The 24,993-nt window shown below is 68.8% G+C and carries 20 protein-coding genes; 19 read left to right on the forward strand and 1 reads right to left on the reverse strand.

Annotation, left to right across the window (positions count from 1 at the left end; translation table 11 throughout):
• Position 1 precedes the first annotated feature (1 nt).
• From AC07OX_RS14745 to AC07OX_RS14755, 3 genes are all read left to right on the forward strand, one after another.
• Positions 2-922 (forward strand): tyrosine recombinase XerC, encoded by a 921-nt coding sequence (locus AC07OX_RS14745; protein WP_070060138.1) that lies wholly within the window; start codon positions 2-4, stop codon positions 920-922.
• A gap of 61 nt (positions 923-983) precedes the next feature.
• Entirely contained in the window at positions 984-2,198 is a 1,215-nt protein-coding gene (locus AC07OX_RS14750) for a class I SAM-dependent rRNA methyltransferase (RefSeq protein WP_495261900.1), read from the forward strand.
• A 101-nt stretch (positions 2,199-2,299) separates the two neighbouring features.
• Positions 2,300-3,352, forward strand: coding sequence for a CobW family GTP-binding protein (locus tag AC07OX_RS14755; RefSeq protein ID WP_062474247.1), 1,053 nt, complete (start codon positions 2,300-2,302; stop codon positions 3,350-3,352).
• Between the two features lie 82 nt (positions 3,353-3,434).
• Here AC07OX_RS14755 and AC07OX_RS14760 read toward each other — a convergent pair whose 3' ends face one another.
• A complete protein-coding gene (locus tag AC07OX_RS14760; protein ID WP_495261901.1) occupies positions 3,435-4,973 on the reverse strand; it encodes a YdgA family protein in 1,539 nt (512 codons plus the stop codon).
• 442 nt (positions 4,974-5,415) lie between these two features.
• On the opposite strand from AC07OX_RS14760, the gene dksA reads away from it, so the two are divergent.
• From dksA to AC07OX_RS14840, 16 genes are all read left to right on the forward strand, one after another.
• Positions 5,416-6,306 (forward strand): RNA polymerase-binding protein DksA, encoded by an 891-nt coding sequence (gene dksA / locus AC07OX_RS14765; protein WP_409574652.1) that lies wholly within the window; start codon positions 5,416-5,418, stop codon positions 6,304-6,306.
• Positions 6,307-6,354: 48 nt separating this feature from the next.
• Positions 6,355-8,013 (forward strand): STAS domain-containing protein, encoded by a 1,659-nt coding sequence (locus AC07OX_RS14770; protein WP_495261902.1) that lies wholly within the window; start codon positions 6,355-6,357, stop codon positions 8,011-8,013.
• Between the two features lie 104 nt (positions 8,014-8,117).
• Positions 8,118-8,663: an ATP-dependent protease subunit HslV gene (gene hslV, locus AC07OX_RS14775; protein WP_042578379.1), complete on the forward strand. Its 546-nt coding sequence runs from the start codon at positions 8,118-8,120 to the stop codon at positions 8,661-8,663.
• Positions 8,664-8,665: 2 nt separating this feature from the next.
• On the forward strand, positions 8,666-9,994 hold the full coding sequence (gene hslU / locus AC07OX_RS14780; RefSeq protein ID WP_139702997.1) for an ATP-dependent protease ATPase subunit HslU: 1,329 nt from the start codon (positions 8,666-8,668) through the stop codon (positions 9,992-9,994).
• A gap of 273 nt (positions 9,995-10,267) precedes the next feature.
• Complete coding sequence (gene mraZ, locus AC07OX_RS14785) at positions 10,268-10,696, forward strand: division/cell wall cluster transcriptional repressor MraZ (protein ID WP_056576192.1); 429 nt, start codon at positions 10,268-10,270, stop codon at positions 10,694-10,696.
• A gap of 8 nt (positions 10,697-10,704) precedes the next feature.
• The gene (gene rsmH / locus AC07OX_RS14790) at positions 10,705-11,628 is read left to right on the forward strand and encodes a 16S rRNA (cytosine(1402)-N(4))-methyltransferase RsmH (RefSeq protein WP_062474238.1); all 924 of its coding nucleotides are present in this window, start codon (positions 10,705-10,707) and stop codon (positions 11,626-11,628) included.
• A 2-nt stretch (positions 11,629-11,630) separates the two neighbouring features.
• Positions 11,631-11,972, forward strand: coding sequence for a cell division protein FtsL (ftsL, locus tag AC07OX_RS14795; RefSeq protein WP_495261903.1), 342 nt, complete (start codon positions 11,631-11,633; stop codon positions 11,970-11,972).
• Positions 11,969-13,723: a peptidoglycan D,D-transpeptidase FtsI family protein gene (locus AC07OX_RS14800; protein ID WP_095743607.1), complete on the forward strand. Its 1,755-nt coding sequence runs from the start codon at positions 11,969-11,971 to the stop codon at positions 13,721-13,723. The genes ftsL and AC07OX_RS14800 overlap by 4 nt, the downstream gene beginning before the upstream one ends.
• 1 nt (position 13,724) lies before the next feature.
• Positions 13,725-15,281 carry a UDP-N-acetylmuramoyl-L-alanyl-D-glutamate--2,6-diaminopimelate ligase gene (locus AC07OX_RS14805; protein WP_495261904.1) on the forward strand — a complete coding sequence of 519 codons (1,557 nt, stop codon included), beginning with the start codon at positions 13,725-13,727 and terminating at the stop codon, positions 15,279-15,281.
• A gap of 5 nt (positions 15,282-15,286) precedes the next feature.
• Positions 15,287-16,726 carry a UDP-N-acetylmuramoyl-tripeptide--D-alanyl-D-alanine ligase gene (locus AC07OX_RS14810; protein ID WP_495261998.1) on the forward strand — a complete coding sequence of 480 codons (1,440 nt, stop codon included), beginning with the start codon at positions 15,287-15,289 and terminating at the stop codon, positions 16,724-16,726.
• Positions 16,727-16,741: 15 nt separating this feature from the next.
• Entirely contained in the window at positions 16,742-17,920 is a 1,179-nt protein-coding gene (gene mraY, locus AC07OX_RS14815; protein WP_070060130.1) for a phospho-N-acetylmuramoyl-pentapeptide-transferase, read from the forward strand.
• Positions 17,921-17,930: 10 nt separating this feature from the next.
• A complete protein-coding gene (gene murD / locus AC07OX_RS14820; RefSeq protein ID WP_495261905.1) occupies positions 17,931-20,213 on the forward strand; it encodes a UDP-N-acetylmuramoyl-L-alanine--D-glutamate ligase in 2,283 nt (760 codons plus the stop codon).
• A complete protein-coding gene (gene ftsW / locus AC07OX_RS14825) occupies positions 20,210-21,505 on the forward strand; it encodes a putative lipid II flippase FtsW (protein ID WP_495261906.1) in 1,296 nt (431 codons plus the stop codon). The genes murD and ftsW overlap by 4 nt, the downstream gene beginning before the upstream one ends.
• The gene (murG, locus tag AC07OX_RS14830; protein ID WP_495261907.1) at positions 21,502-22,563 is read left to right on the forward strand and encodes an undecaprenyldiphospho-muramoylpentapeptide beta-N-acetylglucosaminyltransferase; all 1,062 of its coding nucleotides are present in this window, start codon (positions 21,502-21,504) and stop codon (positions 22,561-22,563) included. Before ftsW ends, murG begins: the two co-directional genes overlap by 4 nt.
• A complete protein-coding gene (murC, locus tag AC07OX_RS14835; RefSeq protein ID WP_495261908.1) occupies positions 22,560-24,023 on the forward strand; it encodes a UDP-N-acetylmuramate--L-alanine ligase in 1,464 nt (487 codons plus the stop codon). Before murG ends, murC begins: the two co-directional genes overlap by 4 nt.
• Positions 24,020-24,991 carry a D-alanine--D-alanine ligase gene (locus tag AC07OX_RS14840; RefSeq protein WP_062474222.1) on the forward strand — a complete coding sequence of 324 codons (972 nt, stop codon included), beginning with the start codon at positions 24,020-24,022 and terminating at the stop codon, positions 24,989-24,991. Before murC ends, AC07OX_RS14840 begins: the two co-directional genes overlap by 4 nt.
• Positions 24,992-24,993: the final 2 nt, after the last annotated feature.

Consider the following 24,993-nt stretch of genomic DNA (forward strand, 5'->3'; position numbering starts at 1 on the left):
CATGGAATGGATCGACAAATACCTCGAACACGTGCGCGTGGAGCGTCGGCTCGCGCCGCGCACGGTCGAGCTGTATGCCTTCCACCTGCGCGCGCTGACCGACCACGCCGCCGAGGCCAACCTGCCGCTGGACCGCGTGCAGACGGCGCACATCCGCCGCTGGATGGCGCAGTTGCACAGCGCCGGGCGCGAGCCGCGCGGCATTGCGCTGGTGCTGTCGTGCTGGCGCAGCTTCTACCGCTGGCTCGGCCATGAAGGGCTGATCGGCTTCAACCCGGTGCAGGACGTGCACGCGCCCAAGGCGGGCCGCCCGCTGCCGAAGGCGCTGGGCGTGGACGACGCGGTGCGCCTGGCCGAGCTTTACGACCCTGAGGCCGACCCCTGGACCGAAGCGCGCGACGGCGCCATCGTCGAAATGCTCTACGGCTGCGGCCTGCGCGTGAGCGAGCTCACGGGGCTCGATGCGCAGGCCAGCGCCACGGCGCTCGGCTGGGTCGACCTCGATGCGATGGAAGCCCATGTGCTCGGCAAGGGCAGCAAGCGGCGCAGCGTGCCCGTGGGCAGCAAGGCGGCCGAGGCGCTGCGCGACTGGCTCGCGGTGCGCGGCGAGCGCCAGGAGCCGGCGCTGTTCGTCAGTGCGCGCGGCGCTCGCATGTCGTCGCAGGCCGTGTGGAAGCTGCTGCGCGAGCGCAGCCTGAAGGCCGGCCTGGCCGCGCCGGTGCATCCGCACATGCTGCGCCACTCGTTCGCGAGCCACGTGCTGCAGTCGAGCAGCGACCTGCGCGCAGTACAGGAGCTGCTGGGCCATGCCAACATCGCGACCACGCAGGTCTACACGCGGCTGGACTTCCAGCACCTGGCCAAGGTCTACGACGCGGCGCATCCGCGCGCCAAGGCCCGGCCGGACAAGGACGGCAAGTAACCGCCATCCGTCGCCTGCCTCGTTTTCTTTCGTCTTTCATTTCTTCTTTCATTCATCTCCCATGAAAACCCTCCGCCTCAAGCCGGGCAAGGAGCGCTCGCTCCAACGCCGCCATCCCTGGGTCTTCGAATCCGCCATTGCGCGCGGCGGCGCGGACTCGGGGGAAACGGTGCGCGTGGAGTCGCACGACGGCCACTTTCTCGCGTGGGCGGCCTTCGGCCCCACCTCCAAGATCCGGGCACGGGCCTGGAGCTTTGACGAGAAGCAGCGCATCGACGCTGCTTTTTTTTCCACGGTCTGTGCGCGCGCAGTGCATGCGCGCGGCCTCTTCGACCTGCAGAGCGACGGCGTGCGGCTGGTGCACGGCGAGGCCGACGGCCTGCCGGGGCTGATCGTCGACCGCTATGGCGACACGCTGGTGGCGCAGTTTTTGTCGGCCGGCGTGGAGCGCTGGAAAGACGTGCTGGCCGATGCGCTGCTCAAGGCCACGGGGCTTACCAAGCTCTATGAACGCTCCGACGCCAGCGGCCGCGAGCGCGAGGGCCTGAAGCCGGTCACGGGCTGGCTGCGTGGCGAGGGCGAGACCCAGATCACCATCCGCGAGCACGGCTGGCAGCTGTCGCTGGACATCGCCACCGGCCACAAGACCGGCTTCTACCTCGACCAGCGCGACAGCCGCCAGCGCTTTGCCGAGCTGGCGCAGCACCGGCGTTTTCGGCGTGTGCTCAACTGCTTCTGCTACACGGGCGGCTTCACCGTGGCGGCGCTCGCGGGCCTGAAGGCCGCCGGGGCGCTCGAGGGCGCCTCGCTGGTGTCGGTCGATTCGTCGCAGCCCGCGCTCGAGCGGGCGCGCGCGCACCTGGCGCTCAACGGCTTCGAAGGGCAGGGCATTGCCACGGAGTTTCTCGACGCCAACGTGAACACGGTGCTGCGCGAGTTCATCGACCAGGGCCGCACCTTCGACGCCATCGTGCTCGACCCGCCGAAGTTCGCGCCCACGGTGGCGCACGCCGAGCGCGCGGCGCGTGCCTATAAAGACATCAACCGCCTGGCGCTCAAGCTGCTGGAGCCGGGCGGCGTGCTGCTCACGTTTTCCTGCTCGGGCGGCATCAGCGCCGACCTGTTCCACAAGATCGTGGCCTCGGCCGGGCTCGACGCGGGCGTGGACGGTTACATCGCCGAACGCCTGGGCGCCGCGCCCGACCACCCGATGACCATCGAATTCCCGGAAGGGGAGTACCTGAAGGGGCTGGTGGTGGTCAGAAAGCCGCTGTGAACGAGGGCTTGACCCCGTCGGCAACGCAACTCAGTGGCATTGGCTAAACTGCCCGCCAATCCCCCGCCTTTTTCTGTTTTCCGTTTCCGGAGCACTTTTCCATGGCCCTCATTCCCGCGACCATCCTGACCGGCTTTCTCGGCTCGGGCAAAACCACGCTGCTCAAGCGCATCCTGACCGAGGCCCATGGCCAGAAGATCGCGGTCATCGAGAACGAGTTCGGCGAAGAGAACATCGACAGCGACATCCTTGTGACCGAGTCGAAGGAGCAGATCGTGCAGATGAGCAACGGCTGCGTCTGCTGCACCATCCGCGAAGACCTGCGCGAAGCGCTGCAGCTGCTGGCCGCCAAGAAGCGCCAGGGCCTGCTCGACTTCGACCGCGTGGTGATCGAGACCACCGGCCTGGCCGACCCCGGCCCGGTGGCGCAGACCTTCTTCATGGACGACGAGATCGCCGAGAGCTACCTGCTCGACTCGATCCTCACGCTGGTCGATGCCAAGCACGCGCCCCAGCAACTGAACGACCGCCAGGAAGCGCGCCGCCAGGTGGGCTTTGCCGACCAGATCTTCATCAGCAAGAGCGAGCTGGTGTCGGCCGAAGAGACCGACGCGCTCATCCACCGCCTGAAGCACATGAACCCGCGCGCGCCGCAGCAGAAGGCGCACTTCGGCGACGTGCCGCTGAAGGACATCTTCGACCTGCGCGGCTTCAACCTGAACGCCAAGCTGGACATCGACCCCGACTTCCTGAAGGAAGACGACCATGACCATCACGACCATGACCACGCGCATGGCGAGGCCTGCGACCACCCCTCGCACAAGCACGAGGGCCACGGCCACCATCACCACACGGACGACGACGTCAAGAGCTTCGTCTACAAGGCCGACCGCGCCTTCGACCCGGCCAAGCTGGAAGACTTCCTGGGCGCCATCGTGAACATCTACGGCCCGCGCATGCTGCGCTACAAGGGCGTGCTGAACATGAAGGGCACCGAGCGCAAGGTGATCTTCCAGGGCGTGCACCAGCTCATGGGCAGCGACCTGGGCCCGGAGTGGGGCAAGGACGAGGCGCGCCAGAGCCGCATGGTGTTCATCGGCATCGAGCTGCCGCGCGAGATCCTGGAGCAGGGTCTGGAGCAGTGCCTGGTCTGAGCACGTTCGCCTGAGCCGGACAAACAAATAAAGACGGCGCTGGCCTCGCGGTCAGCGCCGTTTTTCATGGGACGGGCCGTGCTTACTTGCCGAAATTCCCCATCGGCTTGCCCAGGAGCTTGAGCTGGCCTTCGCTGAACTCGACCTGGCTGACTAGGTCGTCGCCCGTGCGCTTCACGTAGCCGTTGGCTTCGCCCTGTTCGATCAGGCCCGCGAGCATTTCAGGCGGCGGCGTGCGGCCGCTCTCGGCGCCGGTCTCGGCCAGCTTCTCGATCCACTTCACGGGCAGGCGCGCGTTGGCCTTGAGCACGCCGCGCTTGAGCACCAGCGCGTTGCCGGGCAGTTGCAGGTCTTCGTCGGTCACGCCGGCGAGGGCCACCGAGTAGCTGAGCTCGGCGCTGTGGCCGCCGATCTCGACCAGCATGCGGTCCAGGCCGGCTTCGGGGCTGTGCTTGGCCATGGCCTTGAGGTCGGGCGCGAGCTGTTCGATGAGCGCCTGCATCGCGTCCTTCTGGGCCTTGCTGCGCTGGCCGCAGCCGGCACCGGCGGTCGACTGCAGCCAGGCGTCGGCCAGCTTCTTGTAGCCGGCCGCCTGGATGCGGCGCGCGCTGCTGGCGATCTCGAACTTGTCGATCGCGGTCTCGTTGACCTTGCCCTTGCCCTTGAAGGCGCCTTCGGAGGCGTACAGGCCGTCCTTGATGGTGGCTTCGCCGGTCAGGTCGATGCTTTGCAGCAGCACCTTGATCGCCTTGGCGGGGGCGGCCTCGGTGCCCGCGCCCAGGCCCAGGCCCTTGGGCGCGTTCAACTCGAAGCTGTCGAGGCGGCCTTCGGACTTGCCGGTGGCGAGCATCCAGCCGGCGCTGCCGTCCATGTCGGCCTTGGCGGTGAACTTGCCCATCTTCAGCTGCACGCCCTTGGAGGCGGTGCTGACGTCCAGGCCGGGCATCGTCATGTCGTAGCGCACGTGGGTGCGGGCCGCGTTCATGTCCAGGCGAGCCTGCGCGCCTTGCCAGGCGAACTCGCCCTTGCCTTCTTCGGCCAGCTTGGCGGGCGCGACGGTGAAGTCGCTGGTGAAGCCGCCGCCGAAGCCGACCTTGGTGCGCGCGGTCAGCGGCTTGGCCTTGCCGAACAGCTTCTCGGCCTCGGCCTGCGCCTTGGCGTCGAGCACCAGTTCGCTGTCGATGACGGCCGCGGCCAGCGTGGCGCCGGCGATCGGGCCGTGGCGGATGGTGTCGCGGATGGTGATGCGCACGGGCTTGGGCGGGGTGGCCGCGGCGTCGCTGTCGTCTTCGGCGGGTTCTTCTTCGTCGCCTTCGGTCGCGGCCTCGGCGACATCGGTCGTGGCGGCGGCCGGCGCGGCGGCGGGTGCCGACGCGGCAGGGGCGGTGGCGGCTTCGGCTTCGGCCGGGCAACCCAGTTCGAGCGTCACGGTGCTCACGGCGCCGAGGAAGTTGCGTTCGTAGCTGCGCTCGATCACGCGCACCAGCGCGGTCTGCTTGGGCAGTTCGCCCAGGGCGACGTCATAGCTCGATTTGATTTGCGTGCCGGCCCACCAGGTGCTGCCGCCGTAGGCGACGGCGATGGCCGCGGCCAGGACTCCCAATACTGCTTTTTTGCTCAAGATTATTTTCCGATCGGTTGTTTGAAGGGCCGCCGCGGTGTCTCCCCGACCCGCGGCGTGCCTGCGCCACCCCCTGTGGCGGCGCCGGGCGATGCTACCGGAGCAGGGCAGTGCGTCACCCGATGGCCTTGCGTTTCGAGTTCTCTATACAATCGCGCGCCTGTTCCGGGAGCCATGCTTCGTCCACAGGGGCGAGATATGACTTACGGCACGGGGCGCCAAGGGTTTTTGGCGGGCTTTCGGGGGTATAACCCCGGGGTTCACCACTTGAGGACGCCCCCGACAACGTGAGCCGACGCGGCCTGACACCCGCAACGGTTCCCTTGGGAGGAGACACCCAGTGAAAGCGCGTTCCAGTTCGTACAAGGAGCCAGTCACCGTGAAGAAACCCGCCGCCAAGGCCACGCCAGCCACCAAGCCCGCCGCAAAGAAGGCGACGGCTGTGAAGGCTGTACCCGCGACGAAGAAGGTTTCTGCCACCGCTGCTGCTGCCTCTGCCGCGAAAGAGAAAAGCGCTGCCAAGAAGCCTGCGGCAACCCCGGCCAAGACCGGGACCGCGGCTGCCAAGAAGTCCGCCAAGCCCGCAACCAAGTCCGCGGGCGCGGCGCCTACGTCATCCCAACCGGTCGGCCGTCCTGCGGCCGCCCTTTCTGCTCCCCCGACCCCCATGAAAAAAACGGCTGCCGCCTCTTCTTCCGCCCCGGCGACACCCTCGATCCCCGCTACGCCCGCTCCCGCTGCGCGTGGTGGCCGCGTGTCCCGGCTGTCGCAACTGACCGTGCCCTCGATGCCGCAATCCGTGGCCTCGACCGCCGCCAAATCCAGCTTCTCGCAGGCACCTTCCACCGCGCTGGTGCCGCCGCCGCCCCTGGCCGTCAAGAAAGACCCGAAGCTGGCCAACAACTGGAAGACCAAGACGCCCGCCGAGCTGAGCGACGCCGAGGTCATCGCGATGCCCGACGACGAGTACATGAACGACAAGCAGATGGCGTTCTTCCGCCTGAAGCTCGAAGAACTCAAGCGCGGCATCCTCGAGAACGCCGGTGAAACCACCGAGCACCTGCGCGAAGACACCGTGGTCGTGCCCGACCCGGCCGACCGCGCCACCATCGAGGAAGAGCACGCGCTCGAGCTGCGCACGCGCGACCGCGAACGCAAGCTGCTCAAGAAGATCGAGCAGTCGATCCAGCGCATCGACGCCGGCGACTACGGCTACTGCGACGAGACCGGCGAGCCCATCGGCGTCGGCCGCCTGCTGGCCCGCCCGACCGCCACGCTCTCGCTCGAAGCGCAGCAGCGCCGCGAGCTGAAGCAGAAAATGTTCGGGGATTGAACGGCTGCACGGTAGAACGGAACCCGCGCTTTCGATAACCTTCTCTGAATGCCAAAGGAAGAGTCAGGCCGCCTTTTCTCGAAGGTGGCCAAGTTCGTTCGAAATCCCCTGAAAGACTGGTCGGAGCTGGACGCGCCGTCCTCCGACTCGTCGCTGCCCGAGCAGACCTACAGCCGCGAGATGCTGAAGGAAATGATCGAGCGACGCCAGCGCAACGACTTCGTGCGCCGCCGCGAGTTCGACATGCTGCGCAAGCTGCGCCAGCGCGAGGCGGCGGCCCATGCCTTCGAGGCGACGGTCACGCCGTCGTCGTTCAACCTCAACAGCACCTCCGAAAAATCCGAAGGCCGCGCACTCACGCTCAAGAAGATCGACGAGATCGAAGAGCAGATGTCGCAGCAGTGGTGGAAGGGCCGCGGGCCGAACGGCGAGACGCTGGTCAATCCGCCGCCCGACGCGGGCGCTGAAACGCTGCCGCCGGTTGACAGCGGCGGCGACCAGTTGCCGGCCGATCCAGGCGCACCGGCGGCTTCCGCGCCCGTGGCCGCAGCGCCGGCGGTTGCTGCCGCAGCCGCCGCGCCTGCGCCGCAGCCGTCCCGGCTCGCGCATGACGGCGCGCTCGAAGAAGCGGTGATCCGCTTCGCGCACGGCGACGACACTGGCGCCGAGGCCATCCTGCTGCAGGCGCTGGCCGCCGAAAGTGCGTTCTCCGCCGACGACGCCACCGCAGCCGTCACGCTGGAGCGCGACGACGCCCGCTGGCGCGCGCTGTTCGACCTGTACCGCGCCACCGGCGACGCCGCCAAGTTCGCGGCCGCCCGCATGCGCTACGCGCAGCGCATGAAGCGCATGGGGCCCGACTGGGTCTCGCTCGACGAACTCGCGCGCAGCGTGAAGGCCGTCACCGCCAGCGAAGACGCCGAAGCGGCCTCCGACACCACCGGCGCCGCCGACTGGGCCAGCCCCGCGCACCTGACGCGCGAGGGGCTCATGGCGCTCACGCGCGCGCTCTCGCAGGCCGGCATGGTCTGGACGCTCGACTGGCGCGCGCTCACCGAGATCGATCCGCCGGCCGCCGCGCCGCTGCGCATCCTGTTCGCGCACTGGTCCGATTCGCCGGTGCAGCTGCGCTTCTTCGGCGCCTCGCAGCTCATGGCCGTGCTGGCCGCGGCCACGCCCAACAACGAGCGCCATCCCGACGACGCCTGGTGGCAGCTGCGCCTCGCAGCGCTGCGCATGATGCACCTGCCTGACGACTTCGAGCTGGTGGCGCTCAACTACTGCATCACCTACGAGGTGTCGCCGCCGTCCTGGCAGGACCCGAAGGGCGAGTGCACCTCGCTGGCCGCGCCGCCGGCGAGCCGGCCGAGCTCGGTGTGGTCGCTGCTGTCGGTCGGGGGCGATTCCGAGAGCTTCCCGTCCACCGACAGCGGCTTTGCCGCGCTGGCGGGCGACCTGCGCGGCGACTCGCTGTCGTGCTGGCAGCGCCTGGACCACGACCTGCGCCACACGACGGCACCGGTCATCTCGTGCGCGGCCCTGCTGCGCATGGACCTGACGGCGGCCGGCACGCTGCTGAGCTGGGTCCGCGAGCGCGACGCGAACGGTGAGCGGGTGCAGTTCGTCGACGCCCACCGGCTGATTGCCGCGCTGTTCGGACTGATCGGCATCACCGACCACGCCACGGTCGCGGTCCGCAAGAACTGACCCCGTCACAGGGGGTCCTCGGCCCCGGCGCGGCCGTGTTTTCCGCCAGCAGTTTGTCCGACCGCAAGGGTTGCATTGGCGGGGCCCATCCCCAGATGGCTGCGATGGAACAGTTTCACGGCACCACCATCGTGAGCGTGCGCCGCAAGACCCCCCAAGGCGATCAGGTCGCCATCGGCGGGGACGGGCAGGTCACTCTCGGCAACATCGTCATCAAGGGCACGGCGCGCAAGGTGCGGCGGCTCTATCACGGCAAGGTCCTGGCGGGTTTCGCCGGCGCCACAGCCGATGCCTTCACGCTCTTCGAGCGCTTCGAGGCCAAGCTCGAGAAGCACCAGGGCCACCTGACCCGCGCGGCGGTCGAGCTCACCAAGGACTGGCGCACCGACCGCGTGCTGCGCAAGCTCGAGGCCATGCTGGCCGTGGCCGACGCCACGACTTCGCTCATCATCACCGGCAATGGCGACGTGTTGGAGCCTGAAGACGGCGTGATCGCCATCGGTTCGGGCGGTGCCTACGCCCAGTCGGCGGCCAAGGCGCTGATCGACAACACCGACCTTTCGGCCGAGCAGATCGTGCGCAAATCGCTGGCGATCGCCGGAGAAATCTGCATTTACACGAACATGAACCACACGGTGGAAGCGCTCTGACCATGTCCATGACCCCCCAGGAAATCGTCTCCGAGCTGGACAACCACATCGTCGGCCAGCCCGCCGCCAAGCGCGCCGTGGCCATTGCGCTGCGCAACCGCTGGCGCCGCCAGAAGGTCGACGAGAAGCTGCGCCACGAGATCACGCCCAAGAACATCCTCATGATCGGCCCGACGGGCGTCGGCAAGACCGAGATCGCCCGCCGCCTGGCCCGTCTGGCCGACGCGCCGTTCATCAAGGTCGAGGCCACCAAGTTCACCGAGGTGGGCTACGTGGGCAAGGATGTCGACTCCATCATTCGCGACCTCGCCGAGATCGCCGTCAAGCAGACGCGCGAATCCGAAAGCGTGAAGGTGCGCGCCCGTGCCGAAGACGCGGCCGAGGAGCGCATCCTCGATGCGCTGCTGCCTCCGGCGCGCGGCGCCGATGGCGCTGCGCCCGCACTCGACAGCCCCAACCCGACGCGCCAGGCCTTCCGCAAGAAGCTGCGCGAGCACCAGCTCGACGACAAGGAGATCGAACTCGACCTCGCCGAAACGCGTGCGCCGCTGGAGATCATGGGCCCGGCCGGCATGGAGGAAATGACCGAGCAACTGCGCGGCATGTTCGGCCAGCTCGGCGGCGGCAAGCGCAAGACGCGCAAGCTCAAGATCGCCGAGGCGATGCGCCTCTTGATCGACGAAGAGGCCGCCAAGCTGGTCAACGAGGACGAGATCCGCACGCAGGCCATCGCCAACGCCGAGCAGAACGGCATCGTCTTCATCGACGAGATCGACAAGGTCGCCACGCGCAGCGAAGCGCAGGGCTCCGATGTCTCGCGCCAGGGCGTGCAGCGCGACCTGCTGCCGCTCGTGGAGGGCACGGCCGTGTCCACCAAGTACGGCGTGGTGCGCACCGACCACATGCTGTTCATCGCGAGCGGTGCGTTCCACCTGAGCAAGCCGAGCGACCTCATTCCCGAGCTGCAGGGGCGCTTTCCGATCCGCGTCGAGCTGCAATCGCTCTCGGTGTCGGACTTCGAGAGCATCCTCACGCAGACCCGCGCCTCGCTCGTGAAGCAGTACCAGGCGCTGCTGGCCACCGAAGGCGTGACGCTCGACTTCGCGCCCGACGGCATCACGCGGCTGGCGGCCATCGCCTTCGAGGTGAACGAGCGCACCGAGAACATCGGTGCACGCCGTCTCTCGACCGTGATGGAGCGCCTGCTCGATGAGGTAAGCTTCGATGCCACCCGCATCGAGGGCCAGACGGTCCGCATCGATGCCGCTTATGTCGACGAGCGCCTCGCGGCACTAAGTCACGACGAAGACCTTTCGCGCTTCATCCTCTGAAGCCGCCTCCCTCGGCCCCTGTAACGGGGTCGTCCTTCACGCATCACTTTCACTGCGTGAGCTAAGTACTTCATTTTCAACACAATTCGCCGATTTCCAGGTTTGGAAATCGGCGCTAAGTCGTTGATTCCATTACAAAAAATACCCCCGAGCCCCAGTTGCGTCGCAAGTGTTTCCTGCTACAGTGGAAAAAAGTGCAGTTAAGTGGGAAAAAGTGCGGGCAACGCCCCTTCCGGGTGTCGCGGCACCTCCCACCACAGGGGTTTCGTGGTCGTGTTTCAAGGCGCTTCATCGCTCAGTCTGGATGCCAAGGGGCGGCTCTCCGTGCCGACCCGGCATCGCGACGTCCTGAGCGCCACGGCAGGCGGCCAGCTCACGATCACCAAGCATCCGCACGGATGCCTGATGGTGTTCCCCCGTCCCGAATGGGAAAAATTCCGCGAACGCATTGCTGCGCTGCCGATGTCGGCGCAGTGGTGGAAGCGCGTCTTCCTCGGTAACGCGATGGACGTCGAGATGGACGGCACCGGCCGCGTGCTGGTGTCGCCCGAGCTGCGCGCCGCCACCGGCATCAACCGCGAGACGCTGTTGCTGGGCATGGGCAACCACTTCGAACTCTGGGACAAGGCCACCTACGAGGCCAAGGAGGCCGAGGCCACCCAGGGCGAGATGCCGGATGTGTTTCAGGACTTCGCGTTCTGAGGAGCCCCGTGAACACCCCCCTGACCCACACGACCGTCTTGTTGAACGAGGCGGTGGAAGCCCTTCTTTCCGGCAGCGCGGCAGCCACGGGCACGTACGTGGACGCCACCTTCGGCCGCGGAGGACATGCGCGCGCCATCCTCGCGCGGCTGGCGCCGGAAGGCAGGCTCATCGCATTCGACAAGGATGCAGAAGCGGTGGCCGAAGCAGCGCGCATCTCGGATGCGCGTTTTTCTATCCGCCACCAGGGATTCCGCTCGCTGGGCGAATTGCCCGACGCCAGCGTCAACGGCTTGCTGATGGACCTGGGTGTGAGTTCGCCGCAGATCGACAACCCGGTGCGCGGTTTCAGTTTCCGTTTCGACGGTCCGCTCGACATGCGCATGGACACCACGCGCGGCGAGAGCGTGGCCGAGTGGCTGGCAACGGCCGAACTTCAACAAATTGCAGAGGTGATCCGTGACTATGGCGAAGAACGGTTTGCTGTTCAGATTGCAAAGGCGATTGTTGCTCGCAGACAAGAACGGGGCGCAATTTCAACCACCACCGAACTGGCCGAGCTCGTGGCTGGCACGGTCAAAACCCGCGAGCAGGGCCAGAACCCTGCAACGCGCACATTTCAGGCTTTTCGGATTTTCATCAACGCCGAGCTTGAGGAGCTGCAACAAGCGCTAGAGGCCAGCCTGTCGGTGCTCGCGCCCGGCGGCCGCCTCGCGGTGATCAGCTTCCATTCGCTCGAAGACCGCATCGTCAAGCAGTTCATCGCCAAGCACTCGAAGGAGGTCTACGACCGCCGCGCGCCCTTCGCCGCGCCCAAGGTGATGAAGCTGCACGCGCTCGAGCGCATCAAGCCGTCCGAAGAAGAGGTGCGCGGCAACCCGCGCTCGCGCAGCGCCATCCTCCGGGTGGCCGAACGCACGGAGGCCGGGTAGCCATGGCGCGCATCAACCTGCTTCTTCTGCTGGCCGTCATTGCGACGGCTTTGTACCTTGTGCACACCCAGTACCAGTCGCGCCAGCTCTACACGGAGTTCGACCGCGCCCTGCAGGAGACGCGCAAGCTCGAAACCGAGCATGACCGCCTGCAGGTGGAAAAGCGCGCCCAGGCCACGCCGCTGCGCGTGGAGAAGCTGGCCAAGGAACAGCTGCAGATGCGCACGGCCTCGCCGGCCATCACGCAGTACGTTCGCCCCGACGGCTCGGTGATCCCGGCCGTGGCACCGCTGCCGCCGACCACGCCGCCCAAGCCCGGCACCGCCGCGAGGCCCGCCCGATGAGCCGCGGCAACCGCAGCGTGCGCTACACCACCAGCCCCTTGCTCGCGAGCAAGACGCCGGTGTGGCGCAGCAAGTTCATCGTCGCCGGCATCGCCTTCGGCTTCGTCATGCTGGCGGGGCGGGCCGCGTACGTGCAGGTCTTCAACAACAGCTTCTTCCAGCGCCAGGGCGAAGTGCGCTTCGCCCGCACGCTGGAGCTGCCGGCCAACCGCGGGCGCATCCTCGACCGCAACGGGCTCATCCTGGCGTCCAGCGTGGTGGCGCCCAGCATCTGGGCCATTCCCGAAGACGTGGAGCGCGACGACCCCGAGGTGCGCGCCAAGCTCAAGCAGGTGGCCAAGCTGCTCGGCATGCCGCAGAAGGACTTCGACAAGAAGCTCGAAGACGAAGACAAGACCTTCGTCTGGATCAAGCGCCAGGTCGACGAGCCCATCGCCAAGCAGATCGCCGCGCTCAACCTCAAGGGCATCTACCAGCGCAAGGAATACAAACGCCAGTACCCCGAGGGCGAGGCGGCGGCGCACGTGGTGGGCTTCACCAACGTGGAAGACAACGGCCAGGAAGGCATCGAGCTGGCGTTCAACAAGGAACTGGCCGGCAAGGCCGGTTCGCGCCGCGTCATCAAGGACCGGCTGGGCCGCGTGGTCGAAGGCGTGGGCGAGCAGGTGCCGCCGGTCGAGGGCCGCGACATCCAGCTCAGCGTCGACAGCAAGGTGCAGTTCTTCGCCTACCAGAAGCTGCGCGACGCCGTCACCGCGCGCCGTGCCAAGGCCGGCAGCGTGGTGGTGCTCGACAGCACCACCGGCGAGGTGCTGGCGCTGGCCAACTACCCGAGCTACGTGCCCGACAAGCGCCAGAACCTCACCGGCGAGCAGCTGCGCAACCGCGCGCTCACCGACACCTTCGAGCCCGGCTCGACCATGAAGCCCATCACCGTGGCGATGGCGCTGGAGGCCGGCCGCGTGAAGCCCTCGACCATCATCGACACCGCGCCCGGTCGCTACCAGCTGGGCGGCTTCACCATCAGCGACACCCACAACTACGGCTCGCTGACGGTGGAGGGCGTGATCCAGAAGTCGAGCAACGTGGGCGCGCTCAAGATCGCCCAGAAGATGACGCCCCACGAGATGTGGGACACCTACACCGCGCTGGGCTACGGCCAGAAGCCGCAGATCCAGTTCCCCGGCGCCGTGACGGGCCGGCTGCGTCCGTGGAAGACCTGGAAGCCGGTCGAGCAGGCCACCATGGCCTACGGCTACGGTCTGTCGGCGTCGCTGTTCCAGATGGCGCATTCGTACACCTCGTTCGCGCACGACGGCTCCATCATCCCGGTCACGATCCTGAAAAATACCGAGCCGCCGGTCGGCGTGCGCGTGTTCTCGCCCTCCAACGCGCTTGCGGTGCGCAAGATGCTGCAGATGGCCGCCGGCCCGGGCGGCACCGGCACGCGCGCGCAGACGGTGGGCTACTCGGTCGGCGGCAAGTCGGGCACGGCCCACAAGCAGGTCGGCAAGGGCTACGCCAGCAACAAGTACCGTGCCTGGTTCACCGGCATGGCGCCCATCGAGAAGCCGCGCATCATCGTCGCGGTGATGATCGACGAGCCGACCGACGGCCAGTATTTCGGCGGCCTCGCCGCGGCGCCGGTGTTCAGCGAAGTCGTGCAGCAGACCCTGCGCATGATGAACGTCCCGCCCGATCTGGCGGTCAAACCCCTCGTGCAGACGCAGGACGTCCCCGAGAGCTTCTGACATGCTGACACTCACTTCCCCCACCACCGCCGCGTTCTGGCTCAAGGAGCGCGTGCAGGGCGCGCTGCTCGCCGACAGCCGCGCGGTCGGCCCGGGCGATGCCTTCATTGCCTGGCCCGGTGCCGCCACCGACGGCCGCCAGCACGTGGCGGCCGCACTGGCGCAGGGCGCCGTGGCCTGCCTCGTCGAGCACGAGGGCGTGGACGCCTTCGGCTTTGACGGCGATGAACGCATCGTGAGCTACCCCGGCCTCAAGGCCGCCACCGGCCCGATCGCCGCTGCCTTCTACGACAACCCCTCGGCCCAGCTCGACCTGCTGGCCGTGACCGGCACCAACGGCAAGACCTCCACCGCATGGTGGCTGGCCGAATCGCTGTCCACGCTGCGCGCGGCCGGCGGCGTGCGCGCCATGCGCCCCGACGGCACCACCGAGCGCGGCGCGCCGTCGCCCTGCGCCGTGGTCGGAACGCTGGGCATCGGCGTGCCGCCCGAACTCACCTACACCGGCCTGACCACGCCCGACCCCGTGATGCTGCAGCGCGCGCTGCGCGACTTCGTCACCGAGGGCTTCGGTGCCTGCGCCATCGAGGCTTCGTCCATCGGCATTGCCGAGCGCCGGCTCGACGGCTGCCGCATCGCGGTCGCCGTGTTCACCAATTTCACGCAGGACCACCTCGACTACCACGGCAGCATGGACGCCTACTGGCAGGCCAAGGCCGAGCTGTTCCGCTGGCCCGGCCTGCGCGCCGCGGTGATCAACATCGACGACATGCACGGCGCCAGCCTGTGCGCCAACCTGCTGGACGCCGGCATCGGCGCGCTCGACGTCTGGACCGTCTCGGCCGGCGGCAAGCCCGCGCGGCTGGTGGCGCGCGACATCGGCTACGACGCCCAGGGCCTGCAGTTCACCGTGGCCGAGCACGGCAGCACGGCGCCGGCCGAACGGCTCGCGACCGGGCTCATCGGCCAGTACAACGTCGCCAACCTGCTTGGCGTGCTCGGCACCCTGCGCGCGCTGGGCCTCACGCTCGCCCAGGCTGTGGCCGCCTGCGCCCACCTCAGCAGCGTGCCGGGCCGCATGGACCGCGTGCAACCCACCGACGGCGCGCCGCTGGCCGTGGTCGACTACGCCCACACGCCCGACGCGCTCGACAAGGCCCTCGCCGGCCTGCGTCCGCTGGCCAGGCAACGCGGCGGCGCGCTGTGGTGCGTGTTCGGCTGCGGCGGCAACCGCGACCCGATCAAGCGCCCGCTGATGGCGGCCGTCGCCGAACGGCAGGCCGACCATGTCGTGCTCACCAGCGACAACCCGCGCAACGAGAACCCCGACGCGATCATCAGCCAGGCGCTGCGCGGTTTCACGCGCGTCGAGGCGGCCCGCGTGCAGGTCGACCGTGCGCGCGCCATCGCCGAAACCATTGCCCAGGCGGCCCCGCAAGACGTGGTGCTGATCGCCGGCAAGGGCCACGAAGAGTGGCAGGAGATCGCCGGCCAGCGCCTGCCGTTCTCCGACAAGACCCACGCGCTCGACGCGCTCGCGAAGCGGGGTGCCGCATGACCGCCATGGCGACGCCCGTCTCCACCCCGCTCAACCTCACGCTGGCGCAGGCGCAGCAATGGGTGCCGGGGTCGCGCCTCGTGGGCGACCCGGCTACCGTGATCGCCCGCGTCCACACCGACACCCGCACCCTGGCCGCAGGCGACCTGTTCGTCGCGCTCAAGGGCGAGCGTTTCGACGCCAACGACTTCCTGGCCGACGCGAAGAAGCAGGGCGCCGTGGCCGCCATTGCGCACGGCGGCCTCGAAGCCGCAGGGCTTGCCGGCCTCGAAGTGCCCGACTCGCTCATCGCGCTCGGTGCGCTGGGCGCCGGCTGGCGCGCGCAGTTCCAGCTGCCGCTGATCGCCGTCACCGGCAGCAACGGCAAGACCACGGTCACGCAGATGATCGCGTCCGTGCTCGCCGCCTTCCGCGCCGACCGCGCGCTGGCTACGGCCGGTAACTTCAACAACGAGATCGGCGTGCCGCTCACGCTGCTGCGCCTGCGCGCGCAGCACCAGCTGGCGGTGCTCGAACTGGGCATGAACCACCCGGGCGAGATCGCGCGGCTGGCCGCCATGTCGCGCCCGACCATCGCGCTGGTCAACAACGCGCAGCGCGAGCACCAGGAGTTCATGGCCAGCGTCGAGGCGGTCGCCATCGAGAACGCCGCCGTGTTCGCTGAACTGCCCGACGACGGCACCGCCGTGTTTCCCTACGGCGACACCTTCACCTCGCTGTGGACCGACCTGGCGCGCCAGAGCGGTTCGCGCCGCTGCCTGACCTTCGGCGAGCACGCCGACGCCGACATCTCGCTCGACAGCGCCGAATGGCAGCAGGGCGCCTGGAGTGTGCGCGTGCGCACGCCGCTGGGCGCCTTCGACGCGCGCCTGCACATCGCGGGCCGCCACAACGTGGGCAACGCGCTCGCCGCCACCGCCTGCGCGCTGGCGGCCGGCGTGTCGCTCGACACCATCGCCGCGGGCCTGTCGGCCTTCGAGCCGGTCAAGGGCCGTTCGCGCGCCAGCGAGGTCGTGCTGCCCGGCGGGCACGCGCTCACGCTGGTCGACGACAGCTACAACGCCAACCCCGATTCCGTGATTGCCGCCATCGACGTGCTCACCGGCCTGCCCGCGCCGCGCCTGCTGGTGCTCGGCGAGATGGGCGAGGTCGGCGACCGCTCGCCGGAATTCCACGCCGAGGTCGGCGCCTGGGCGCGCCAGCGCGGCCTCGACGCCGTCTACACGCTGGGCGGCGAGACCGTGCATGCGGCGACGGCTTTCAACAACAACGATGGTGTCGATGGACGCCATTTCGACGATTTCGACACGCTCCGCGCGGCCGTGCTCGCCCGCCTGCCGCAGCTGGGCAGCGTGCTGGTCAAGGGGTCGCGCTTCATGAAGATGGAGCGCGTGGTGCAGGCGATCGAAGCACAACAACAAAAGGAGGCCGGTCATGACGCATGAGCCGCGCAACACACCATGCTGATGTCCCTGGCCCAATGGCTGCAGACGCTGTCGCCCGAGTTCGGGTTCTTGCGCGTTTTCAACTACCTCACGTTCCGCGCCCTGATGGCCGCGCTGACCGCGCTCGTCGTCGGCCTGGTGGCCGGCCCGTACGTCATTCGTCGCCTCGCCGCGCTCAAGATCGGCCAGCCGATCCGCGGCTACGGCATGGAAACGCACCTGACCAAGAGCGGCACGCCCACCATGGGCGGCGTGCTCGTGCTGTTCGCCATTGCGTTCGCCACCTTGCTGTGGTTCGACCTCTCGAACCGCTTCGTGTGGATCGTGCTGTGGGTCACGATGGGCTTCGGCGCCATCGGCTGGGTGGACGACTGGCGCAAGGTGGTGCGCAAGGACCCCGAGGGCATGCGCTCGCGCGAGAAGTATTTCTGGCAATCGCTGGTCGGCCTGCTCGCCGGCTTCTACCTGCTGTTCAGCATTTCCGAGAGCTCCAACTGGCGCGTGCTCGAGCTGTTCTACGCCTGGGTGCGCTCGGGCTTCGACCTCGACTTTCCGCCCAAGATCAACCTGCTGGTGCCTTTCTTCAAGGAAGTCAGCTACCCGCTGGGCGGCATCGGCTTCGTGATCCTCACGTACCTCGTGATCGTGGGCGCGAGCAACGCCGTGAACCTGACCGACGGCCTGGACGGCCTGGCGATCATGCCGGTGGTGATGGTGGGCTCGGCGCTGGGCGTGTTCGCCTACGTCACGGGCAGCGCGGTGTACTCCAAGTACCTGCTGTTCCCCAATATCCCGGGTTCGGGCGAGCTGCTGGTGTTCTGCTCGGCCATGGCTGGTGCGGGGCTCGCGTTCCTCTGGTTCAACACCCATCCGGCGCAGGTCTTCATGGGCGACGTGGGCGCGCTGGCGCTGGGCGGCGCGCTGGGCACCATCGCGGTCATCGTGCGCCAGGAGATCGTGTTCTTCATCATGGGCGGCATCTTCGTGGTCGAGGCGATCTCGGTGATGGCGCAGGTCATGTACTTCAAGTACACGAAGAAGCGTTATGGCGAAGGCCGGCGCGTGCTCAAGATGGCGCCGCTGCACCACCACTTCGAGAAGAGCGGCTGGCGCGAGACGCAGGTCGTCGTGCGCTTCTGGATCATCACGATGCTGCTGTGCCTCATCGGCCTGTCGACGCTGAAGCTGCGGTAACAACACAACCATGCGGCACCTGAAAGACCTCCCCGTTCTCATCCTCGGCCTCGGCGCGTCCGGGCTGGCGATGGCGCGCTGGTGCGCGCGCCACGGCGCGGTCGTGACCGTGGCCGACACGCGCGAGGCACCGGCCTCGCTCGCGACGCTGCAGACCGAACTGCCCGACGCCACCTTCATCGGCGGGCCGTTCACGGCCGCGCTGGTCGAAGGCACGCCGATCCGCGCCGTGTACCGCTCGCCGGGCCTGTCGCCCGCGACGCTGGCGCCGGTCGTCGACGCCGCCAAGGCCGTGGGCCTCGTGGTCGGCGGTGAGCTGGACCTGTTCGCGCGTGCGCTGCTCGATCTGCAGACGGTCGAGGTGCCGGTGGTGGAAACCGAAGCTGAAGTGCCGGTCGAAACCGCCGTGGTCGAGCCTGTCGTTGAAACGCCGGCCCAGGCCGAGCTGGCCCTGAGCGAAGAGGTTCCTGTGGCGGAGGCTGCGGTGGTCGAGACGCCGGAAGTGCCTGCGCCGGAGGCTGCTGCGGTTGTCGAAGGCGAGCCCGAAGAGGCCGCGCCCGTCGAAGCTGTTGAGGCGACCGAGGCGGTTGCACCCACGGAGGCCGTGGCCGCTGAGTCGACCGAGGCCGCACTGCCAGTCGATGCGACTGCCGTAGAAGTCGAACCCGCCGCTCCCGTCGAACCGACCGAAGCCGCTGAAGCCACACCGCCCGCCATGGCCGAAGCCATGCCGCGCGACGCATCGCTGAGCGTGCCGGTGACGCCGCCCACCGAAGACGTCGTCGCCGAAGGCGCCACGACGGAAGACGCCGCCACGGAAGACGGCGCAGCACCAGCCGCCGCCGAAACGCCCGCCGAGTCGCCCGCGCCCGCCGCCACCGTCTCCCGCCTGCCCACCCCCGGCAAGCCCTACGTGCCCACCGCGGCGCGCGAGGCCGCCGAGTTCGTCGCCAAGATCGCCGAGCTGTCCGCCACCAACCCGGCGTCGGCCGCGGTCGAGGAAGAGGCCGCGCCACAGCTCGAACTCGTGCCCGAACCCGAGCCCGAAGCGCCCAAGGGCTACACGCCCGCCGTGCTCGCGATCACCGGCACCAACGGCAAGACCACCGTCACCTCGCTCACCGGCCAGCTGGTCGAGCGCGCGGGCAAGACCGTGGCCGTGGCCGGCAACATCGGCCCCACGCTGCTCGACACGCTGGCCGTGCACCTCGACGCCGGCACGCTGCCCGACGTGTGGGTGCTCGAACTCTCGAGCTTCCAGCTCGACGGCGTGCAGGGCTTCGAGCCCACGGCCGCGACCGTGCTCAACCTCACGCAGGACCACCTCGACTGGCATGGCGACATGCCGGCCTACGCGGCCGCGAAGGCGCGCATCTTCGGCGCCAAGGGCCTGATGATCCTCAACCGCGACGACGCCGGCGTGATGGCCATGCTGCCGCCGCCGGTCAAGGTGCGGCTGCAGCGTCCGCAGATCCGCACCCACGTCACCTTCGGCGGCGCGATGCCGCTGCGCCCGGGTGACTACGGCATCGAGCGCATCAACGGCGTGGCCTGGCTGGTGCGCGCGCTGGAAGCCGACGAAACGCAGAAGCGCAAGCGCGGCGCGGTGGTGGAAGAAGAGCTCTTCTTCCAGCGCCTCATGCCCGCCGACGCGCTGCGCATCCGCGGCCGCCACAACGCCATGAACGCCCTGGCCGCGCTCGCGCTCGCCAGTGCCGCCGACTGCCCGCTGGGCCCGATGCTCTACGGCCTGCGCGAGTACCGCGGCGAGCCGCACCGCGTCGAGCCGATCGCCATCGTGGACGAGGTCGAGTTCTTCGACGACAGCAAGGGCACCAACGTCGGCGCCACCGTGGCCGCACTGAGCGGTCTCGGCGAGGAGCGCCGCGTGGTCGTGATCCTCGGCGGCGAAGGCAAGGGCCAGGACTTCGAGCCGCTGGCCGACCCCGTGCGCCAGTACGCGCGCGCCGTCGTGCTCATCGGCCGCGACGCCCCGCTCATCGAGGCCGCGCTGGCTTCCACCGGCGTCTCGCTGAAGCACGCGGGCTCGATGGAAGAGGCCGTGAAGCTCGCCGCCGCGCGCGCCCACCCCGGCGATGCCGTGCTGCTGTCACCGGCCTGTGCGAGCTTCGACATGTTCAAGGACTACGCGCACCGCGCCGAGGTGTTCTGCGAGGCCGTCGAGGCTTACGCCGACAGCCCGCGCGAGGCCGTGGGTGGCGACGACGCGGTGGTGTCGTACGTGCCCGGCGCGTCGCTGTCCACCGCCGGATCGATGGAGGACCCGATTTGAACTCCGCAGCCGCAGGCCAGGAACCCAGCACCGGCAGCCGTTTCGGCGGCTGGTTCCGGCGCGCCCGCAGCGGCATGGATTCGCTGCCCGTGCACCTGCCCGTGCGGCTGGGCGGCGCCGGCGTCGCGCAGACCAAGGCCACGCCGATGCGCGTGCTGGGCTTCGACCAGGCGCTGGTCTGGGTCACGGTCGCGCTGATGACCTGGGGCCTGATCATGGTGTATTCGGCCTCGATCGCGCTGCCCGACAACCCGCGCTTCGCGCGCGCCGGCTACAGCGCCTCGTACTTCCTCACGCGGCATGCGGCGTCGCTGGTCATCGCCTTCATCGCCGCGCTGCTGACCTTCCAGGTCCCGATGAAGACCTGGGAGCGCGCCGCGCCCTGGCTCTTCGTGGCCTCGCTGCTGCTGCTGGTGGCGGTGCTTATTCCGCACATCGGCATCAACGTGAACGGCGCGCGCCGCTGGCTGCCGATGGGCTTCATGCGCTTCCAGCCGTCGGAGCTGGCCAAGTTCGCGATGGTGCTCTACGCCGCCAGCTACATGGTGCGCAAGATGGAGATCAAGGAACGGTTCTTCCGCGCCGTGCTGCCGATGGGCATCGCGGTGGTGGTGGTCGGCATGCTGGTGATGGCCGAGCCCGACATGGGTGCCTTCATGGTGATCGCCGTGATCGCCATGGGCATCCTGTTCCTGGGCGGCGTGAACGCGCGCATGTTCTTCGTGATCGCGACGCTGGTGGTGGTGGCCTTCGGCTCCATCGTGGCGAGCAGTCCGTGGCGCCGCGAGCGCATCTTTGCGTACCTCGATCCGTGGAGCGAGGAGCACGCGCTGGGCAAGGGCTACCAGCTGTCGCACTCGCTGATCGCCATCGGGCGCGGCGAGGTCTTCGGCGTGGGCCTGGGCGGCAGCGTCGAAAAACTGCACTGGCTGCCCGAGGCGCACACCGACTTCCTGCTGGCCGTGATCGGCGAAGAGTTCGGCCTCATCGGCGTGCTGCTGATCATCGGCCTGTTCCTGTGGCTCACGCGCCGCATCATGCACATCGGCCGCCAGGCGATCGCGCTGGACCGCGTGTTCTCGGGCCTCGTGGCCCAGGGCGTGGGCGTGTGGATCGGCTTCCAGGCCTTCATCAACATGGGCGTGAACCTGGGCGCACTGCCGACCAAGGGCCTGACCTTGCCGCTGATGAGCTTCGGCGGCTCGGCGATCCTGATGAATCTCGTGGCGCTCGCCGTCGTGCTGCGCATCGACTATGAGAACCGTGTGCTGATGCGGGGAGGTCGCGTATGACGCGCACTGCGCTGGTCATGGCCGGCGGTACGGGCGGCCACATCTTCCCGGGTCTCGCAGTGGCCGAGGCCCTGCGCGAGCGCGGCTGGCGCGTGCACTGGCTGGGCGCGCCCGGCAGCATGGAAGAAAAGCTCGTGCCTCCGCGCGGCTTCGCCTTCGAGCCGGTGCAGTTCGGCGGCGTGCGCGGCAAGGGCCCGCTCACGCTGTTCCTGTTGCCGCTGAAGCTGCTGCGCGCCTTCTGGCAGAGCCTGGCCGTGGTGCGCCGCGTGAAGCCTGATGTGCTGGTGGGCCTGGGCGGCTACATCACCTTCCCGGGCGGGATGATGGGCGTGCTGATGGGCAAGCCGCTGGTGCTGCACGAGCAGAACTCGGTCGCCGGCCTCGCCAACAAGGTGCTGGCGGGCGTGGCCGACCGCGTGTTCACGGCCTTCCCGAACGTGCTGAAGAAGGCACAGTGGGTGGGCAATCCGCTGCGCGCGGCGTTCACCTCGCAGCCCGATCCGGCCACGCGCTTCGCGGGCCGCACGGGGCCGCTCAAGTTGCTGGTGGTCGGCGGCAGCCTGGGCGCGCGGGCGCTCAACGCCGTCGTGCCGCAGGCGCTGGCGCGCATCGCGCCCGCCGAACGCCCGCAGGTGCTGCACCAGAGCGGCGCCAAGCAGATCGACGAGCTGCGCGCCAACTATGCGGCGGCCGGCGTCGAGGGCGAGCTCACGCCCTTCATCGACGACACCGCGCAGGCGTACGCCGAGGCCGACCTCATCGTCGCGCGCGCCGGCGCCAGCACCGTCACCGAAATCGCGGCCGTCGGCGCAGCAGCGCTGTTCGTGCCTTTCCCCTCGGCGGTCGACGACCACCAGACCACCAACGCGCGCTTCCTCGTGGACGCGGGCGGCGGCTGGCTGGTGCAACAGACCGACCTCACCTCTGAATTGCTGGCTGATTTGCTACAGAAAACCGAACGCGCGACCTTGATCGACCGGGCCACCAAGGCCAAGACCCTGCAGAAGACCGAAGCAGTGGACGCGGTCGTCCGCGCCTGCGAGGAGCTTGCGAAATGAAGCACGCGATCCGTCACATCCACTTCGTCGGCGTCGGCGGCTCCGGCATGAGCGGCATCGCCGAGGTGCTGCTCAACCTGGGCTACCGGATCACCGGATCCGACCTGTCCGACAGCGCCACGCTGCGCCGCCTCGCGGGCCTGGGCATCGGCACCTTCGTGGGCCATGCCGCCGCGCACATCGACGGCGCCGATGCGGTCGTCACCTCCACCGCCGTGCAATCGGACAACCCCGAGGTGCTGGCCGCGCGCGAAAAGCGCATTCCGGTCGTGCCGCGCGCGCTGATGCTCGCGGAGCTGATGCGCCTGAAGCAGGGCATCGCCATCGCCGGCACGCACGGCAAGACCACCACCACCAGCCTGGCCGCCAGCGTGCTCGAGGCCGCCGGGCTCGACCCGACCTTCGTGATCGGCGGGCGCCTGAACAGCGCCGGCGCCAACGCGCAGCTGGGCAGCGGCGACTACATCGTGGTCGAGGCCGACGAGTCGGACGCCTCGTTCCTGAACCTGCTGCCCGTCATGGCGGTGGTCACGAACATCGACGCCGACCACATGGAGACCTACGGGCACGACTTCGCGAAGCTGAAGAAAGCCTTCGTCGATTTCCTGCACCGCATGCCGTTCTACGGCGTGGCCATCCTGTGCACCGACGATCCGGCGGTGCGCGAGATCGTGGCCGACGTGACCTGCCCGGTCACCAGCTACGGCTTCGGCGAGGATGCCCAGGTGCGCGCCATCGACGTGCGCGCCGTCGGCGGCCAGATGCATTTCACCGCGCAGCGCCGCAACGGCGTGACGCTGCCCGACCTGCCCATCGTGCTGAACCTGCCGGGCGAGCACAACGTGCGCAACGCGCTGTCGGTGATCGCCATGGCGGTCGAGCTCGGCATTGCCGACGAAGCGGTGCAGCGCGGCCTCGCCGGCTTCAAGGGCGTGGGCCGCCGCTTCCAGAGCTACGGCGAGGTGGCCGTGCCGAGCGACACGGCCGGCGGGCGCTTCACCGTCATCGACGACTACGGCCACCACCCGGTCGAGATGGCGGCCACCATCGCGGCCGCGCGTGGCGCCTTCCCGGGGCGCCGGCTGGTGCTGGCCTTCCAGCCGCACCGCTACACCCGCACGCGCGACTGCTTCGAGGACTTCGTGAAGGTCATCGGCACGGCCGACTCGGTGCTGCTGGGCGAGGTCTATGCCGCGGGCGAGGCGCCCATCGTGGCCGCCGACGGCCGCACGCTGGCGCGCGCGCTGCGCGTGGCCGGCAAGGTCGAGCCGGTGTTCGTGGACGACATCGTCGCGATGCCGCAGGCCATCCTGGACAACGCCCGCGCGGGCGACGTGGTGCTGTGCATGGGCGCGGGCTCCATCGGCGCGGTGCCGGGCAAGGTGGTCGAACTCGGCACGCCGCCCGCACCCTCATCAACAACTTCAGAGCGCACTGCGCGCAAGGGGAGGGCCGCGTGAGCCTTCAGGATCCACAACTTTTCGGCAAGGTCGCCGTGCTGTTCGGCGGCAGTTCCGCCGAACGCGAGGTGTCGCTGATGTCCGGCGCCGGCGTGCTGCAGGCCCTGCGTTCGCGCGGCGTCGACGCGCATGCCTTCGACCCGTCGGAGCGCGAGCTGACCGACCTGAAGCGCGAAGGCTTCGCGCGCTGCTTCGTCGCGCTGCATGGCCGCCATGGCGAAGACGGCACCGTGCAGGGCGCGCTCGAGCTGCTCGGCATTCCCTACACCGGCTCGGGCGTGATGGCCTCGAGCGTGGCCATGGACAAGGTCATGACCAAGCGCATCTGGCAGGCCGACGGCCTGCCGACGCCCAAGTACGTGCGCCTGGCCTTCGACCAGCAAAGCCGCGAGCAGATCATGGTGGTGCCCGACGTGCTCGGCCTGCCGCTGATCGTGAAGCCGCCGCGCGAGGGCTCGTCCATCGGCGTGACCAAGGTCGAGGGCTACTCGCAGATGCAGGATGCGGTCGCGCTGTCGGCGAAGTTCGACGCCGACGTGCTGTGCGAAGAGTTCATCGACGGCGAAGAGGTGACCTGCGCCGTGCTCGGCCAGGGCCTGGACGCGCGCGCGCTGCCGGTGGTGCGCATCGCTGCGCCTGAGGGCGCCTACGACTACCAGAACAAGTACTTCACCGACGACGTGAAGTACCAGTGCCCGAGCGGCCTGCCCGAGGCCGAGGAACGCGAGATCCAGCGCATCACGCTGGCGGCGTACCACACGCTCGGCTGCCGCGGCTGGGGCCGCGCCGACGTGATGATCCGCGCCAGCGACCGCAAGCCCTTCCTGCTCGAGATGAACACCTCGCCCGGCATGACCAGCCATTCGCTGGTGCCGATGTCGGCGCGCGCGGCGGGCATTCCCTACGAAGAGCTGTGCGTGCGCGTGCTCGCATCCGCATCGCTGGATGCCAAGGGAGGCGCGAACTAAGC

The sequence above is a fragment of the Variovorax sp. GW821-FHT09D07 genome (assembly GCF_059416345.1).